This is a genomic window from Anaerolineales bacterium (assembly GCA_015075625.1).
Taxonomy (GTDB): domain Bacteria; phylum Chloroflexota; class Anaerolineae; order Aggregatilineales; family UBA2796; genus UBA2796.
Map to the genome: position 1 here is coordinate 705,840 of JABTTZ010000002.1, position 15,649 is coordinate 721,488.

General features: G+C 57.3%; 12 protein-coding genes. 8 read left to right on the plus strand and 4 right to left on the minus strand.

Annotated features, from left to right (window positions below):
* Positions 1 to 25: 25 nt before the first annotated feature.
* A complete protein-coding gene (locus HS103_11755) occupies positions 26 to 301 on the minus strand; it encodes a YlxR family protein (protein ID MBE7513470.1) in 276 nt (91 codons plus the stop codon).
* Positions 301 to 2,283, minus strand: a complete 1,983-nt coding sequence (gene nusA / locus HS103_11760; protein ID MBE7513471.1) for a transcription termination/antitermination protein NusA — start codon at positions 2,281 to 2,283, stop codon at positions 301 to 303. Before nusA ends, HS103_11755 begins: the two co-directional genes overlap by 1 nt.
* Positions 2,284 to 2,653: 370 nt before the next feature.
* Here nusA and HS103_11765 point away from each other — a divergent pair, with 370 nt between their 5' ends.
* From HS103_11765 to coaBC, 4 genes are all read left to right on the plus strand, one after another.
* The gene (locus HS103_11765) at positions 2,654 to 3,970 is read left to right on the plus strand and encodes an ABC transporter substrate-binding protein (GenBank protein ID MBE7513472.1); all 1,317 of its coding nucleotides are present in this window, start codon (positions 2,654 to 2,656) and stop codon (positions 3,968 to 3,970) included.
* Between the two features lie 245 nt (positions 3,971 to 4,215).
* Entirely contained in the window at positions 4,216 to 4,554 is a 339-nt protein-coding gene (locus HS103_11770; GenBank protein ID MBE7513473.1) for an FmdB family transcriptional regulator, read from the plus strand.
* A 12-nt stretch (positions 4,555 to 4,566) separates the two neighbouring features.
* Positions 4,567 to 5,826: a DUF58 domain-containing protein gene (locus HS103_11775; protein MBE7513474.1), complete on the plus strand. Its 1,260-nt coding sequence runs from the start codon at positions 4,567 to 4,569 to the stop codon at positions 5,824 to 5,826.
* 50 nt (positions 5,827 to 5,876) lie between these two features.
* Complete coding sequence (coaBC, locus tag HS103_11780; GenBank protein ID MBE7513475.1) at positions 5,877 to 7,157, plus strand: bifunctional phosphopantothenoylcysteine decarboxylase/phosphopantothenate--cysteine ligase CoaBC; 1,281 nt, start codon at positions 5,877 to 5,879, stop codon at positions 7,155 to 7,157.
* Between the two features lie 268 nt (positions 7,158 to 7,425).
* Here coaBC and HS103_11785 read toward each other — a convergent pair whose 3' ends face one another.
* Positions 7,426 to 8,517, minus strand: a complete 1,092-nt coding sequence (locus tag HS103_11785; GenBank protein ID MBE7513476.1) for a hypothetical protein — start codon at positions 8,515 to 8,517, stop codon at positions 7,426 to 7,428.
* Positions 8,518 to 8,627: 110 nt separating this feature from the next.
* Positions 8,628 to 9,725 carry a response regulator gene (locus HS103_11790; GenBank protein ID MBE7513477.1) on the minus strand — a complete coding sequence of 366 codons (1,098 nt, stop codon included), beginning with the start codon at positions 9,723 to 9,725 and terminating at the stop codon, positions 8,628 to 8,630.
* Positions 9,726 to 10,192: 467 nt separating this feature from the next.
* Between HS103_11790 and HS103_11795 the strand changes: the two genes are divergently transcribed.
* The 4 genes from HS103_11795 to HS103_11810 all read left to right on the plus strand — a co-directional run bounded on the left by HS103_11795 (position 10,193) and on the right by HS103_11810 (position 15,561).
* Entirely contained in the window at positions 10,193 to 10,528 is a 336-nt protein-coding gene (locus tag HS103_11795) for an MGMT family protein (protein ID MBE7513478.1), read from the plus strand.
* 174 nt (positions 10,529 to 10,702) lie between these two features.
* Positions 10,703 to 11,899, plus strand: coding sequence for a cysteine desulfurase (locus HS103_11800; protein MBE7513479.1), 1,197 nt, complete (start codon positions 10,703 to 10,705; stop codon positions 11,897 to 11,899).
* 463 nt (positions 11,900 to 12,362) lie between these two features.
* The gene (locus tag HS103_11805) at positions 12,363 to 13,799 is read left to right on the plus strand and encodes a hypothetical protein (protein MBE7513480.1); all 1,437 of its coding nucleotides are present in this window, start codon (positions 12,363 to 12,365) and stop codon (positions 13,797 to 13,799) included.
* Positions 13,800 to 14,022: 223 nt separating this feature from the next.
* Positions 14,023 to 15,561: a hypothetical protein gene (locus tag HS103_11810; protein MBE7513481.1), complete on the plus strand. Its 1,539-nt coding sequence runs from the start codon at positions 14,023 to 14,025 to the stop codon at positions 15,559 to 15,561.
* Positions 15,562 to 15,649 lie beyond the last annotated feature (88 nt).

Here is a 15,649-nt window from a genome sequence, read left to right on the forward strand (position 1 = left end):
TTGAGTGGTGTGAGGAACGGCACAGCTACACACGGCGCAACCGCTGGCGATCAGCCTCGGTGAGCGCTGTCCGCAGTGCTTTTTCCAGCACATCGGTTTCGGCGGCACGCTTCCAACAGGCGGGGTCGTCGCACAAGTACGCGCCCCGTCCGTTGCGCTTGCCGCTAGGGTCGATCTGGACGCCCGCATCGGGCGTCCGCACGATCCGCGTTAGAGTGCGCTTTGCCGCGCTCTCCCGACAGACAACACACATTCGCTGTGGAATGTGTTTCGGGTGTGGTTTACCCGTTTTGGTTGCCATTATTCTTCGTCGTCAACATCCGCCACATCACGGATGCGCCCGTCTTTATGTTTGCGTTTGGCAACAACCTCCCCACGAGTCTCATCGAAGATAAGTTCACGGTGTTTTTTCCCACCTTTGCCACCTTTCTTTTTATCGCGGCGGCTTTCCGCGTCTTTGTCTGGAACATCGACAGGCGGCGGGGGGGTGGGTGGTGTTGGTTTACGGGGGGCGGGTGGCTGTGCGGCTTGCCCTGCCCCACCAAACATCCGCGCCAAACGAGAATTCGGCGGTGGGGTAAAGCGCTTGGCAGCCGGTTCTTCATCGACAAACGCAGGCGGCGCCTCTTCTTCGGCTTCGGGGGTGGGCGCTTCCGCCACCAACGCTGCCTCTGTTTCTACCAGTGTGATAGGCGCGGTAGGTTCAGCAGCCATCTCGGTAGCAACAGCCTCAATCTCGATGAGTTCCTCGGTGGGAGGGGTTCTGCTCAGGACAAGGGAGGAAATTGCCGCATCAATGGCTTCCATCGGTTCATCAGGGATTTTCGATGCCTCAAACGCCGCCCTTAAGATTTCCGGTTCGGCAGCAAGGCGCACCATCAAATCGCTAACGGTCAGGATGTTGCGGTTTTTGAGGACATGGAGAATGTCTTTCTCAAGCTCCAATTCCTCTAAGGTCATCGTGAAGGCGTGTTTGGGAACGGCAACCTTGACGTTATCGAAGGCTTTGCGCCGCCCCGCCCGAATGTGATCGCGTGCATCGACCATCGCTTGTTCAGCACGCTGCACAAAGCGCGTCAGGGTGGTATATTCCTCTGGCTGAACGGGGCGTTCTGCCCGCTTTTTCTCCATGATGCGCGTCACTTCCGCCACCATCTCCACATCGCGAGAGAGTGCTGCCAGTGCCTCGCTGGTATCGAGCGCCTCATACGCCGCTAACGCCGCCTCGGAGAGACTCTTGATGTCGATCCGCCAGCCCGTTAGTTTGGCGGCAAGACGGGCGTTCTGCCCTTCCCGCCCAATGGCGAGGGAGAGGCTGTTATCGGGGACGATCACCGTTGCCGTGTTGCCCTGATCAATATCTTCCTCAAGGTAGACCGCCGCGACGGGGGCGGGGCTGAGCGCCTTCTTGATGAATTCCGCCGCGTCGGAATTCCATTCAATCACGTCGATCTTTTCGTCGTGAAGCGCCTTCACAATATTTTGGATACGCGCCCCGCGCATTCCCACGCACGCGCCCACCGGGTCTATCCCGGGTTGCAGCGCTTGCACGGCGATCTTCGAGCGATGACCGGGTTCGCGGGCAATGCTCTTGATCTCCACCTGATTGTTGTAAATCTCTGGAACTTCGTATTCCAGCAACCGCCGCAGCAGATTTTTATGAGCGCGGGAGACAATGATTTGCGGTCCGCGTGAGCCATCGCGTACTTCGAGGATGACGACCTGCACCTTTTGATGGGTAGTGATCCGTTCGCCGCGAATCTGCTCTTTGGCCGGCAGCACGGCTTCCGTCCGCCCATTGATGGTGACGGTCACTTGTTGATTGTTCACGCTTTGCACTTGCGCCGTGACCAGATCGCCCTCGCGGTCTTTGAATTCCTCGTAGAGCGATTTGCGCTCCGCCTCGCGGATTTTTTGCAAAATCACCTGTTTGGCGGTCTGCGCGGCAATGCGCCCGAAGTCCTTCATCTCGGCTTCCTGAGGCATCATCACCGTTTCGCCAACCAAACACTGCGGGTGATGCCCCTGTGCCTCTGCCAGCCGAACTTCGGTCAGAGGGTTGGGCTGTAAATCATTCTCAACGACTTCTTTTTCAACAAAGAGTTGAAACTGCGTGGTGAGTGGATCAACCGTTGCCTCAACCTGTTGGGCTTGGCTAATCTCGCTGTGTTTACGAAAAGCAGAGATGAGTGCTTGACGTAGCGCTTCCACCACTACCTCACGTGTGAGGTGGTGTGTTTCGGTAATCTCGTTGAAGGCTAGGGTGAAATCACTCTTCGCCATCGGTAGGGGTACTCCAACAAATGTTCAAATGGGCTGAGAGAAAGTGGGTTCAGGCGTAATTAAGCGAAAAAGTGGGGGTTGCCCACTTTTTCCACGTCTTAAAACTACGTCATAGCATACCACAGTTTGGGAAAAGTGACAAGATAGGAGCATAGGGCTTTGCCATAAGCGCTCCACCTAAGGCGTAAAACCCCGATCAGGTCGCGGATATCACTCCCTAAGCCCCCCTCATCAAATTCCTATGATCCAATGTCATAGTCGGCTTGACAAAGACACCCCCTGTTGCTAAAGTCTCTGATTGGCACTAGGAATTTCCGCTCCTAGTATCCAACAACTTGTGTGTCAGTGGATTTGTGGAAGGTTTAGGCTAATGCGTAAAAACACGCTCCGTTTTTTGACTTTGGCGGTGGTATTTGCCCTCGCCATTAGTGGTTTTGCCGTCAGCACGAAGGCGCAAACCCCGAAGCTCCGTATTTTCCTCGGCAGCGTCGGCGATGTGAAGCAGGACCAGGAAATCGTGGATCGTTGGGCAAAAGAGAACAACGTCGAAGTCGAAGTTGTCCTCGGACCGCAAAGCGCCACCGATTACCTCGCCCAGTTGCAACAGATTTTTGCGGCGAAATCTGCCGACTTGGACTTGATCCAATTCGACGTGATTTGGCCCGGGATTCTTGCCCCCCATATGCTGGACTTGGGTCCGGCGGTTGAGGCGGCTGGAATTGCCGATAAGTTCTACAGCCGGATTGTCGAAAACAACACGGTAGACGGCAAGCTGGTGGGTATCCCGTGGTTCACCGATGCTGGTCTGCTCTACTACCGCACCGACCTGCTCAAGGAATACGGCTACGATGCCGTCCCCACCTCTTGGGAAGAACTGGCAGAAGCTGCCGCCAAGATTCAAGAGGGCGAACGGGCAAAGGGCAACGCCGAATTCTGGGGCTTTGTGTGGCAAGGGAACGCCTATGAAGGCTTGACCTGCGACGCGGTGGAATGGGTGTTCGGTAACGGCGGTGGTTCCATCGTTGAGAACGATAAGACCGTCTCCATCAACAATGAAAAAGCGATTGCCGCGATTGAACGCGCCAAGAGCTGGATCGGCACGATCTCCCCTGAGGGCGTGACGACCTACCAAGAAGAAGACGCTCGTAAGGTCTTCCAAGCAGGGAACGCCGCCTTCATGCGCAACTGGCCCTATGCTTACGTGTTGGGCAATGGTGGCGCAGCGGGCGATCAAGAAACTGCCATTAAGGGCATGTTTGCGGTAGCTCCGCTGCCCGGTGGCGGCGCGGCGCTCGGTGGTTGGCAGTTGGGTGTCAGCGCCTACAGCGCCAATGCCGAACTCGCTTCGGAACTCGCCGTGTGGCTCACCAGCCCCGAACAGCAGAAAGACCGTTGGCTGAAGTTGAACAACCTGCCGACGATGCCCGAAATCTACAAAGATGCGGATGTCCTTGCGGCGACGCCTTGGATTGAACCGCTCGTCCCCGTCTTCGAGAATGCCTCCCCCCGTCCCTCAACCGTGACGGCGGCGCAGTACAACGAAGTCTCCAAGTTGTTCTTCACGGCGGTGCATGATGCATTGACCGGCAAGACCCCTGCGGCAGATGCGTTGGAAGACCTTGAGGTGAAACTGCTCGACCTCCTCGGTGAAGGCTTCGAGGCTGGTCCTCCCCCCGGCGGGATGTAATCTGACCCAAACCGTCCCACGCCTCACCGCGTGAGATGATTTCGCCTGTGAATTAAGATGAGGGGTGATTCAGCGATGGGTCACCCCTCATCTTTGCTTAGAGCGTTTCAGGTCGTCCCGCCCCCCTTGCCCACCGCTTTTCCACGTTTTCCCCACTTTTCCCACTCTCCTATGGACTTCTAACGCGGCTTTGCTATGATTGATCTCATGAATGCATGTCCATTTGACATGGGAGGAATCGCGCTATGCCGTTATATGAGTATCTGTGTGATAACTGTGGGGTACGTTTCGAGCATCGTCAGGGGTTCAGCGATGCCCCGCTGACGGTCTGCCCCGAATGTGAAGGGAAAGTCCATCGGGTCATTGGCACTGCCGGCGTGATCTTCAAGGGATCGGGCTTCTACGTCACCGATAACCGCAAAAGCAGCGGGCGTCCCGCCGCCACCGCCAAAAGCGACGATGCCGCCCCCAAAACCGATTCGTCTTCATCGGGCGATTCCAGCACGGTAGCGCCGGCAGCCAACGCGGAAACGAAAGCCGAGGCAAAGACCGAGGCAAAAGCATCCGCCCCTGTCAGCGAGTGACCGCCTTCACCCTTGCAAAACAGACGTAATGCCATTTATGGGCTGCTCATAGGCGCGTTGGTTGGTGGCTTTTTCACCGGACGCGCCTTCTTCTTTAATTTAGCCTATCTTTTTGGCGTCCTCCTCCTCCTTTCTCTGTTGTGGGCGTGGGCGTCCATCAGCGCGGTGAACCTTTCCCGCCAAACACGGGCGCGACGCACCCAAGTGGGCAAGACCCTTGACGAGGTATTCAGCGCCCGTAACATTGGGATTCTGCCCAAGCTGTGGTTGGAAGTACGCGATCACTCCGACCTGCCCGGACACCGCCCTAGCGCCGTGGTACCCACCTTGTTTCCTAGACAGGCGTACCGCTGGTCAACAAGTACCATCTGCCAAGTGCGCGGCGAGTTCACCATCGGTCCGCTGACGCTGATCAGCGGCGATCCCTTTGGTTTGTACCAAGTCACCCGCCATATCGGGGCAACTTCAAAGGTGTTGGTCTATCCCGCCGCCGTCCCTATTTATGATTTTGCCCTGCCCGTCGGTGTTCTTTCTGGGGGAGATGCCCGCCGTCAACGGGCGCAAAATGTGACGACAAACGCCGCTGGAATCCGCGAGTATGCCCCCGGCGATAGCTTCAACCGGATTCATTGGAAAAGCACCGCCCGCAAAGAGAAACTGTTGGTCAAGGAATTTGAGCTTGACCCTTTAGCCGATATTTGGCTGCTTCTTGATCTGGCGGGGGCGGCGTCTTTCGCCCGCCCCTATACGCTGGATGGCAGCCACAGTGCCGATCTATTCATCCCCCCCTCAACCGTGGAATATGGTATTGTTATTGCCACCTCGTTGGCGTCCTACTTCCTTGAAAAAGAACGGGCAATTGGCTTTGGCTGTTACAGCCCGCTGCGGCAAATCTTCCAGCCAGAGCGGGGAGCGCGGCAGTTCACCCGCATTTTGGAGACTCTTGCGCTGGCACGGGAATCCGCCATGCCTTTCTTACAAGTGGTGACAACGGAAGGTCATCATATGGGACGGGGGACGACGCTGATCCTGATCACCGCCGACCCCACCGATGGATGGGTACGTGAGGCGCATCTTCTCGTCCGGCGGGGGGTGCGTGTGATTGCCATTATCATCGACCCTATCAGTTTTGGGGCGGGGCATGTGCGCGGCGGGGAAGAAACACGCCGTCTATTGGAAGGCGGCGGCGTGATCACCTACCTCGTCTGTCAGGAGGATAACCTGACCGCTGTCCTAAGCCAGCGCAAGGGCGAGCGCCGTCCTATCTGGTAATCTCCAACGTCAATTTGCCGAATGCCCCTCAGATGTGTCACATTAGGGGTATGACAGAACGCATTACGATTCTTGAAGACCAACGGATCATCCTCGGCGTCACCGGCAGCATCGCCAGCTACAAGGCGGCTGATCTTGCCAGCAAACTGGTGCAGGCGGGCGCTACGCTGGATGTGATCCTCACCGAGTCTGCCCAAAAATTTATCACCCCGCTCACCTTTCAGGCGGTGACCGGACGTCCTGTATATACCGACATATGGGCGACGGAATCGAGCGGCGGGCTGCCCACCCACATTGCCCACATTGGCTTAGCAGAAGGGGCGAATCTCTTTGTGATTGCCCCCGCCACCGCCCATCATATTGCAAAACTGGCAAATGGCTTGGCAGATGATCTCCTCTCCATCACCGCGTTGGGTGTCTCTTGCCCGCTGATTATTGCCCCAGCGATGGATGGGCATATGTACCATCACCCCGCCACCCAAGAGAACCTCCGCCGTCTGCGCGAACGCGGAGCGATCATCATTGAACCGGAAAGCGGGCGAATGGCATCAGGGATGGTTAGCGTCGGGCGCTTGCCGGAAGTTCTCACCCTGATCGGCGTCATTCGCCACCACTTGGGACGCGAATGGGGGGCGCTGACGGATCGGCGGATCGTCGTCACGGCGGGCGGTACGCGGGAGGCAATCGATCCGGTGCGTTTCATCTCCAACCATTCCTCCGGGCGGCAGGGGTACGCCGTAGCGCAGGCGGCGCTGGATGCCGGAGCAACCGTCACCCTCATCACCACCCCAACGGGCTTGCCGCAGCCCGTTGGCGCAAGGGTAATCCTTGTCGAAAGCGCCGCCGAGATGCTTGACGCCGTGTTGGATCACGTCAACGGGGCGGATGCCCTGATCATGGCGGCAGCAGTGGCAGATTTTCGCCCCCTTGAGGTTGCCGATCAAAAAATTAAAAAGAAAACAAAAACGCTGGCACTGGAACTAGCGCGGACGGAGGATGTGTTGGAAACCGTTGGCAAACGCCGCCACGAGACGGGCGATCCCCGCGTGTTAGTTGGTTTTGCCGCCGAAACGCAAGATTTGCTGCGCAACGCCCGCGCCAAACTGGAGAAGAAAAATACCGATTTCATCGTCGCTAACGATGTCTCACAGACGGGGGCAGGCTTTGGGGTAGAGACCAATATCGTCACCATCTTGGGCGCTGATGGCAGCGCCGTATCGCTCCCCCAACAAACGAAAACAAGCGTTGCCGAGGCAATTATCCAGCGGGTGGCGGCACGCTTGCAGACGATTCCCCGCCGTCCAGAACTCCCCGAAAATGATGGCGGATAGGGGGTTCCTCCGCGCCCTCCAAACAACAGAAAACAAAAACCCCCACTTACAGCAGGGGTTTTTGTCGCGCTCTGGGTTGTCTACTCAGTTGTCTGAGTGGAGGAAACCCAGAGCGCTAGGCATGTCAGCCTGAAACACTGGATCACCTCCTTCCACTAGTTAACGAACTCTGTAGGGGTGAGGAAACTTTCCCACACACAGGTGCGATTATGAGGCAAAACGGATAGCTTGTCAACTGGTTTCTCAAAAGTTGTACGAACAATCCCCGTTACCGCTTCGGCACACCCCAGACGCGCACCGCGCCATCCCCTCCAGCGGTGATCACAAACCGTCCGCTGGCGCTGAATTCAACATGGTATGCCCACCCGCTGGGAAGCGGCAGCAGCGCTTTCCCTGTGCGGGCATCCCATACCACCGTGCGATCCGCGCCAGCAGTGGCAAAAAGCGACCCATCGGGGCTGAAGGCGAGATCAAAAATCGTTCCCGTATGCCCTTTCGTCGCCTCGCCCAGTTCGCCCGTTACCGCATCCCACAGCCAGACGACGCCGCTGTCGGTAATCGTGATCAGGTGTTCCCCATTGGGGGCGTAATATACGTGTGTCACGGGTGCGCTGTGAACAAGCCGCAGCGTGGGGCTGCCCAAGCGAATATCCCATACCAAAACAATCGACTCATGGGCGGCGGCAACCCGAAGATCATCGGGCGAAACATCCATTGCCGCAACCGGACCGTTGTGCCGTAGCGTCGTGATCTGGCTCAGCGCCATTGCATTGGCGGGGTTCAGCGATGCCGCATTCGCCAGTTTGTCTTGAATCTCGGCAAACGCCGTCGCCCCGGCGCTAATTGTGGCATTCACCGCCGCTGTTGCCATGCCTTCGGCGGTAGCGGTTTGGGCGGCTTTGTCCAAGCCGGCTTGCGCTGTCCATGTCAGGCGCACAATCGCCTCTGTCGCCCGCCCCTCGTTTTGGGCGGTGGCAGTGTAGGCGGCGTTTGTTGCCTCTGCCTTCGTCCGCTCTGGGATGGCGGTCAACGTCAGGTTAATTCCCAGACGCTCAAGCGTTCCGGCGGCGCGGGCGGTCTCGTTCAACAGCACGCCAACTCCTTTCTCAAGCGTGGCGCGGCTCTCTGCCGTCGCTGTGATTGCCTGCCCAACCACTGTCCCAATGATTGCCGTCGCCGTCCTTTCAGCGTTGGCAAGGGCGGCGGCTTCCGTCAGGCGGGCGTTCACCGTCCCGTTTACATCGGGGGTATCGGCAACATTCACTGTGTTGCTCATGGCGGGAATGGTCAAACTGAGGATCATCACCACCAGCAGTGCGGCGATGGTGATGAGGTAAACGACATTCCGACGGTTGCTCACGAGCGCCTCACCTAGGGCAATAATGACAGCAAATCAGATGTTCTATTTTAACACAAAAGAAATGCCGAGGGGAAGGTTGCCCTCGGCGGGGATCACGCTGCTGGTCAGTTTTACCCCGCCGCCGCCATGTGGCGAGCAGCAAGGGGAAGGCGGATCGTTGCCAACGCGCCCCCTTCGGGGAGGTTGGCAAGACTAATCTCTCCCTTATGCAGCGCTAAGATCGTCCGTGTGATGAACAACCCCCATCCCTTGCCGTGTGCGCCGCTTTGGGGAGGGGCTTTCGTCGTCAGACCGGGGGTGAACGGACGCGCCAGTACCTCTCGTGGGAAGCCTTGCCCCTGATCGGCAACACTGATCAAAACCGTCCCATTCACGGCAAGGCTCACCTGCACTTTGGGGCTTGCCTCTACCGCATTGCGCACCACATTAAACACTGCCCGATAGAGATCGCGCTCTGACCCTGTGACAAGAACCGTCTCTGCCGGAGCGCGGAAGGTGACGCGGGCGCGGGGAGCAAGCCGCTGGATGTCTTCCACCACCCGTTCTAAGAGGTCGCCCATGTCAATGCGCTGGTTCGTCTCGCCCGCCGCCGGAAATTCCTTCACCCGTGCAAGGACGGAGAGCAGATCGTCAAGGCTGGTCTCTAGATCGCTAAAATTCTCGTGGATTGTATTCGGGATGCGCTCTTGTTCTTTCATCGAATCGAGATTCAAGCGAATGGCTTGCGTGATGTTTGAAAGCTCATGACGCAGACCAGTCAGCAGATCGCTGATCACGGCGTGCGATTCCCCACCAATAGCGTCAATTTGGGTGAGCATCCGCGCTGCCCGCAGTTCGTTGAGCCGCGTCAGCCCCCGCCCAATCAGATCGCGCACGTCATTTTGGCTGAAGGGTTTCTTCAAGTAGGCATACGCCCCAGCGTTGATCGCCTCTAGGCTGCTTTCGAGGTCTGCTGCCGCGCTGATGAGGGCAATGGGCATCTCTGGAACGCGAGTGCGAATCGCCTTTAGCAGTTCAATCCCGCTCATCTCTGGCATCCACACATCAGTAATAACCAGATCAACAGGGGGAGTGCGCCGCTCAATCACATCTAACGCTTCCGAACCGCCTGTAGCCTGCAAGACAGCGCAGCCAAGCATACGAACTTGCGCACCTAAAAGGAGGCGATGCTGCGGATTATCATCAACAATCAACACTTGAGGTTGCATAGCGTTTTCTCGCGGAATGAACGACCATAAATCCCAAATCTAATGATAGTGAAAGATAAGTCTAGAGAGGATAACAAAGTCGTTCGGGAAACGGTGGTTGGGGGAAGCATCGGGAGTGTCTAATATCGGGGGACAGCCCTCATCCCTCTAGCCTCCTTCTCCCGCTGTTGGCGGGAGAAGGAGGGAGATTTCTGGGAGGCTGCGCCTCCCACCCCCATCCTTTTAGACACGCCCAAAGCACCTTAGCAACCATCTCGTCTACCTTTTAGGGTATATTAATTACTCACCTTACGCACAGACCCTCACCCCCTAACCCCCTCTCCCGCCACGCGGGAGAGGGGGAATGCACTTTTTTGAGGGGGCTTCCCCCTCAAACTGCCCCTTTCGACGAATACGGGGTGAACAAACCCAACTGCGTAAGGTGAGTTAATTAGGCTCACTGCAAGGCAACAGGTGGTCTGAATTTTATGCCAGAAACTTCTACCTTCAACGAGCGCGTTTATGCCCTTGTGCGGCGCGTCCCATCGGGACGGGTAATCACCTATGGGCTGGTGGCACTTATCTTACAAGCGCCGCAAGGGGCGCGGGCGGTGGGATGGGCGCTCAGCGCCTTGCCCACACGCTCCACCGTCCCCTGGCAGCGTGTCGTCAACAGCAAGCGGCAGATCAGTCCACGTGGGGATGATCACACTCACCTACTCCAACGAAGTCTCTTGGAGGGCGAAGGGATTGTTTTTGAGGGAGAGACAATCCCTATCCGCTTTTTCCTCAGCGGGGAGGCGGAGCTTCTTTCCCAACCCTGATTCTCTCTCCATTTACAACTGAAAGCATCAGGGTATTCCTACACGGTGCGCGGTGGCATTGGATTGGTTTCCTCTTGATTCTACGCCCAATTAGGACGAAAATGATCACAATCACATCGTTACCATGGCGATAACGCTCAAAAAATCTGAAGAAAGGTCTTTTTTACAATGTCCATGCTTCCTACCCCCCCACATCCGGTCTACCTTGATCACAGCGCCACCACTCCCACCGATCCGCGTGTTTTGGAGGCGATGCTCCCTTATTTCAATGAGATTTACGGCAATCCCTCCTCCTCGCATAGTTTTGGACGCAAGGCAAAGAACGCCATTGAAAAAGCACGGGGGACGTTGGCAAAACTCTTAAACGCCAAGCGGCAAGAACTTATCTTCACCGCCTGCGGGACAGAGAGTGATAACCTCGCCTTGCGCGGTGTGGCGGCGGCGGCGGGAAAACCGGTTCACCTCTATACGGCGCGGACAGAACATCACGCCGTGAGCCACACCGCCGATCAATGGGCGGCGCAGCACCCCGATGCCGCCGTGACATGGTTGCCAGTCACCACCGAAGGGCGCATCACCGCTGAGGCGCTAGAACACGCCCTTGTTAGGTGTCGTCCCGAAACAGTACCCCTCGTCAGCATTATGTATGCCAACAACGAAGTGGGGACAATCCAGCCGATTGCCGAACTCGCCGCTATTGCCCATGCGCATGGGGCGCTTTTTCATACCGACGCGGTGCAGGCGGCGGGGCAGCTTTCGCTCGATGTGCAAGCGCTAGGCGTTGATCTGCTCTCGCTGTCTGCCCATAAATTTTACGGTCCAAAAGGGGTCGGGTTACTTTACGTTCGTGAAGGGGTTGCCCTTGCCCCCGCACAGACAGGGGGTGGACAAGAGGACAACCGTCGTGCCGGGACGCATAATGTCCCCTTGATCATCGGCATGGCGCGGGCGCTCGAACTTGCCTATACCGAACTTGATGAACGAGTCGCCCATTACCGCCATATGCGAGATCGGCTGATTGATGGCATTCTCGCCGCGGTCCCGGGTGCACGACTCAGTGGGGCGGGCAAAGCAGATCGGCTACCGTGTCACGCCAGTTTTATTGTTGAGTCCATTGATGTGAACATGCTCCTGATGCACCTTGATATGGCAGGGGTTGCCGCCAGCAGCGGCTCTGCCTGCAACACAGGCAGCCCGCAGCCCTCGGACGTGCTGACCGCAATGGGCTACCCAGAGGCATTGGCGTTGGGCGGTTTGCGCCTCACGGTGGGGCGTGGCACAACCGACGCGGACATTAATCATGTTTTAGCTGTTTTGCCAGAGGTGGTTCAGCGCGTGCGCACTGTCCGCGAGGTGCAGACGGTGCGTTGAGGCACAGCCGCCGAGTCCTTATCTCCCCTTTGCCCACAGTGGGCGAGGGGGGTCGCAAGGTTGTAACCCCGCCGTTGTATTTTTGTGATTTTTTGTCTCGCCAATAGCCCCATTAGGGGTGTATACCCACGCAAAAGACCCCTTCACCCCCCCGCTAATGGGTGTATCTTTTGTAACCACCATTGACGCTCCGCAAGGGTGTTGTATGATTCACCTCATCTGAATCCGATAGTCACGGATTGTATGTTTTTCCATGTAGAAATGGTGCTTCGCGCCCAACTTTTGCGGCACACAGTGGGATTATCAGAATTGCTCTGCGTCCCCAACAAGCCGCCTTTCTTCCCCCACTAGCGGGCGGGACTCGCGCTGAAATGCCTCGTCACCGTCCCTAAGGGGGCGGTGATTGTTTGTGTATCGACCTTGACCAGATTCACGACGAGCGCATAACCAGCGAAAAGAGGACATGACCGCTTTACCACGTACCCTCAAAACGATCTCTGTACCGACCCGTGAAACACTGCCGGCGCTGCCCGATGTGGCGTCTGCGCCCACCCTTCCCGAAGGCTTTGCTGTCTACGACGGACGCTTGATCCATCGTGGGCTTGATCTGATGCGTCTAGCAGAAACGCCGATGCCCTATCAGGGGACACTGGTGAAACCAACGACGCCCCTTTATATCCGCCGCGTGGAGGCATTGCGGAACAATCTCCACGCCCTTCAGGATTGGTTTGCCGAAGCCGCCCGCGACCTTGACTATCCGGGCAGCCTGACGGTGGCTTTCGCCAGCAAAGCGAACCCCGCTGCGCCTGTTGCCAAGACGCTGCTCCAAGCGGGGGCAGCCTATGAGTGTTCCTCCGCCTCAGATGTGCAGATTGTGCAGCACGCAGCGGCGCAAGGCTGGCTAGATCGCTCTCGGACAATCCTTGCCAATGGCTTCAAAATTCCCGTCTATGCCAACGCCTTGATCGGCTTACGAGCAGCGGGGTTTGCCCATGTCTTGCCTATTTTTGACGATCTGGAGGAAATCGAACCCTTTGCCGAATCCGGCTTGCCCTTTGAGGTGGGGTTGCGTTCGCGGACGGATTCTGACCATGCCAACCGCTTTGGCTTGAGCCTGCCCGACATGCTGACGGCGGCGACGTGCATCGCGGCGACGGGGACGCTCCGCCTGACGACCTTCCATGCCATGCAGACGGTCTCCGCCTCGAAAGGGTTGCCGTATCAATCGGCATTGGTGAACAGCCTCCGCCGTTATGCCGCACTGCGGCGGCACGCTCCAACCCTGCATCGCTTCAATTTTGGCGGTGGGCTGCCGGGGCGCACCTCTGGGATGGATTTTGAGGATTGGCTGTACCGGACGTTGGGGACAATCCTCGCCGTGTGCCGTGAGGAAGGCATCCCTGCGCCAGACGTGATCTTTGAGTGTGGGCGCTACCTCGTCCAAAATCATGCCAGCCGCCTGTTTCGCATCGTCAAAACGCGGATGGGTGAGGACGGCATCCCCTACTACATGGTCGATGGGAGCATCATGAGCAGCTTTCCCGATGCGTGGGCGTTGGGCGATGCATTCACTGTGCTGCCTGTGAACAACTGGGATGGGGCGTTCATTCCAGCGCGGTTGGCGGGGCTAACCTGCGATCATGATGATGTCTACCCAACGCGGAAAATGGATGATATTCCCTTGCTGCTGCCAGCCAATGCGCGGGGGTTGGTCGTTGGCTTTTTCGATTGTGGGGCGTATCAAGAAACGCTTGGCGGGCGGGGTGGGGCAAAACACTGCCTGCTCTCGGAAGGCTCGGAGGTGATCCTTGATGAGGATAGTGGGGCGTTTGAGGTGGAACACTATGCCCCGCCGCAAAGCGTAACGCATATGCTCGCCAATATGGGCTACGGGGTATAATCTGTTGTAGGGGGCGCATAACCATGCGCCCACCCCACTCCCGCACCTCTGTAGGGGCGCTCCAGAGAACGTCCGCCTGTGCTTTCCTACCCCTTCCCTTCAACGTTTACTCACCAAAAACCCATAAAACCGTTGCAGCGAGCCTCTCCAGTTTGCGACGTTTTTGCGGCGCCCCCCAGTATACTTTGTCTATCTTGGTCATAACCTAAGGAGTTCACCTACCATGATTACTGTGAAACGCTCGGCGCTCTTTCGTCTTTTCCTCTTAATTTTGGTCGCCGCCGTCCTCCCCTATGGGGTGGGTATGCCCACTCAGGCGGCGTCAGGAGCGGTGATCACCGTTGCTAACGCCTCGAACATGGCAGAGGCACACCGCTTAGGACGAGGGATTGTCCGTCACGCCACCTTCACCCCCGATGGCGAGAAAATCCTCGCTGCTAGCACAATTGGCGTATGGATCTACGAAGCAGCGGCGCTGAACACCCCCACCGAACCCACCTATTTCCCCACCAAAGCCCGTGTGCGCACCGTTGCAGGCAACAGCGCCAACACCCAAATGGCGGTGGCGATGGGTGCTATCGTTGAATTTTGGACAAGTGCTGGCGAGGTGAAGGGGACGTTCGATGCAAAGAGCGAAGTGACGACTATTGCCTACAGTCCAGATGGGGCGTTCTTGGCGGTGGGCGTTTACCAAAAGGTATTTTTGATCGATGCTACATCCTTTGCCCAAAAAGCCGAACTCGTCTTGAAGGGGGCGGTCTATGGGACAGTCTTTAGCCTTGATGGAAAAGTGCTTTATGTCGCCAGCGGCGAGCCGCTTCTGCGTGCCTTTAGCACCTCTACCTATGAAGAAGTGGGTTCGGCAAAGACACAAGGCAACGACATTCGCGTGTTAGCCCTCTCTGCTGATGGCACACGCCTTGCCACTGGCACACAGAATAAGATTGTTCAGATTTGGAATACGGCGGACTTCACCGAGGCAGCCCAAATCACCCTAGTGCAAGCGAACGGCGTCTATGGCTTATCGTTCAGCCCCAATGGTGAAGAACTTGCCATTGCCGGAACGAATATTCGCCTCTATTTTGTCTCCGCCAAAGGCGGCGAGACTCAAGAATCAGAGGCGAATGAACCCCGTATTGGCACGATCCAAGCGCTGCAATATAGCAAGGATGGGAAAAACGTCCTCCTTTCTGGCTTTAACAGCGATGGGGCGGTTCTCCTGTGGGGCGTCCAAGCCCGCACACTTTCCAGCGCTGTCCAAGCCCACACACGCGAAATGTTGGTGGCAACGTTCAGCCCAGATAGCAAGCACCTTCTTTTCGGTGGGGCGTCACGCAGTGTCGGATTCTGGGATACAGAGAGCAACGACGCGCTCAACACCACCAAGCAAATTCCCGATGTGTTTGCTGGCGGCTCCTCTGAGAATCAGACCGCTGCGCTGATTGCCCCTGATGGTAGCTTTGGTGCCGCTGTCAGCGGTTACGATGTCCAGCTTTTTGACCCCAAAACCGGCGCTAAAGGGATCACCCTAAAGAGCGGCAGCCGTTTCGTCGGAGTCACCCTCGCTATCAGCCCGGACAGCACCCTCATTGCCTTTGGGTTGGATGATGGGATTCGCATCTATGAGGCAAAGACGGGCAGCTTGTTAGCCACGCTCGTTGGGCATACAGCGTCGGTGCGTTCGCTCGCCTTCAGCCCCGATCAGACGATGTTGGCATCGGCAAGCTATGACGGCACCGTGCGTATCTGGCGGGTGAAGTAGAGGCGGACTACGGCGCGAAACGGTTGAGCAAAGGATAACCACCTCGGTGAGGGTTGCCACCCCTTCTCCTGTACGCAGGGGAAGGGGT

Bases quoted from the DNA above. Each gene is read 5' to 3' on its own strand.
- HS103_11805 (MBE7513480.1), top strand. From the start codon at position 12,363: ATGACCGCTTTACCACGTACCCTCAAAACGATCTCTGTACCGACCCGT.
- HS103_11770 (MBE7513473.1), top strand. From the start codon at position 4,216: ATGCCGTTATATGAGTATCTGTGTGATAACTGTGGGGTACGTTTCGAG.
- HS103_11765 (MBE7513472.1), top strand. From the start codon at position 2,654: ATGCGTAAAAACACGCTCCGTTTTTTGACTTTGGCGGTGGTATTTGCC.
- coaBC (MBE7513475.1), top strand. From the start codon at position 5,877: ATGACAGAACGCATTACGATTCTTGAAGACCAACGGATCATCCTCGGC.
- nusA (MBE7513471.1), bottom strand. From the start codon at position 2,283: ATGGCGAAGAGTGATTTCACCCTAGCCTTCAACGAGATTACCGAAACA.
- HS103_11790 (MBE7513477.1), bottom strand. From the start codon at position 9,725: ATGCAACCTCAAGTGTTGATTGTTGATGATAATCCGCAGCATCGCCTC.
- HS103_11810 (MBE7513481.1), top strand. From the start codon at position 14,023: ATGATTACTGTGAAACGCTCGGCGCTCTTTCGTCTTTTCCTCTTAATT.
- HS103_11795 (MBE7513478.1), top strand. From the start codon at position 10,193: ATGCCAGAAACTTCTACCTTCAACGAGCGCGTTTATGCCCTTGTGCGG.
- HS103_11755 (MBE7513470.1), bottom strand. From the start codon at position 301: ATGGCAACCAAAACGGGTAAACCACACCCGAAACACATTCCACAGCGA.
- HS103_11800 (MBE7513479.1), top strand. From the start codon at position 10,703: ATGCTTCCTACCCCCCCACATCCGGTCTACCTTGATCACAGCGCCACC.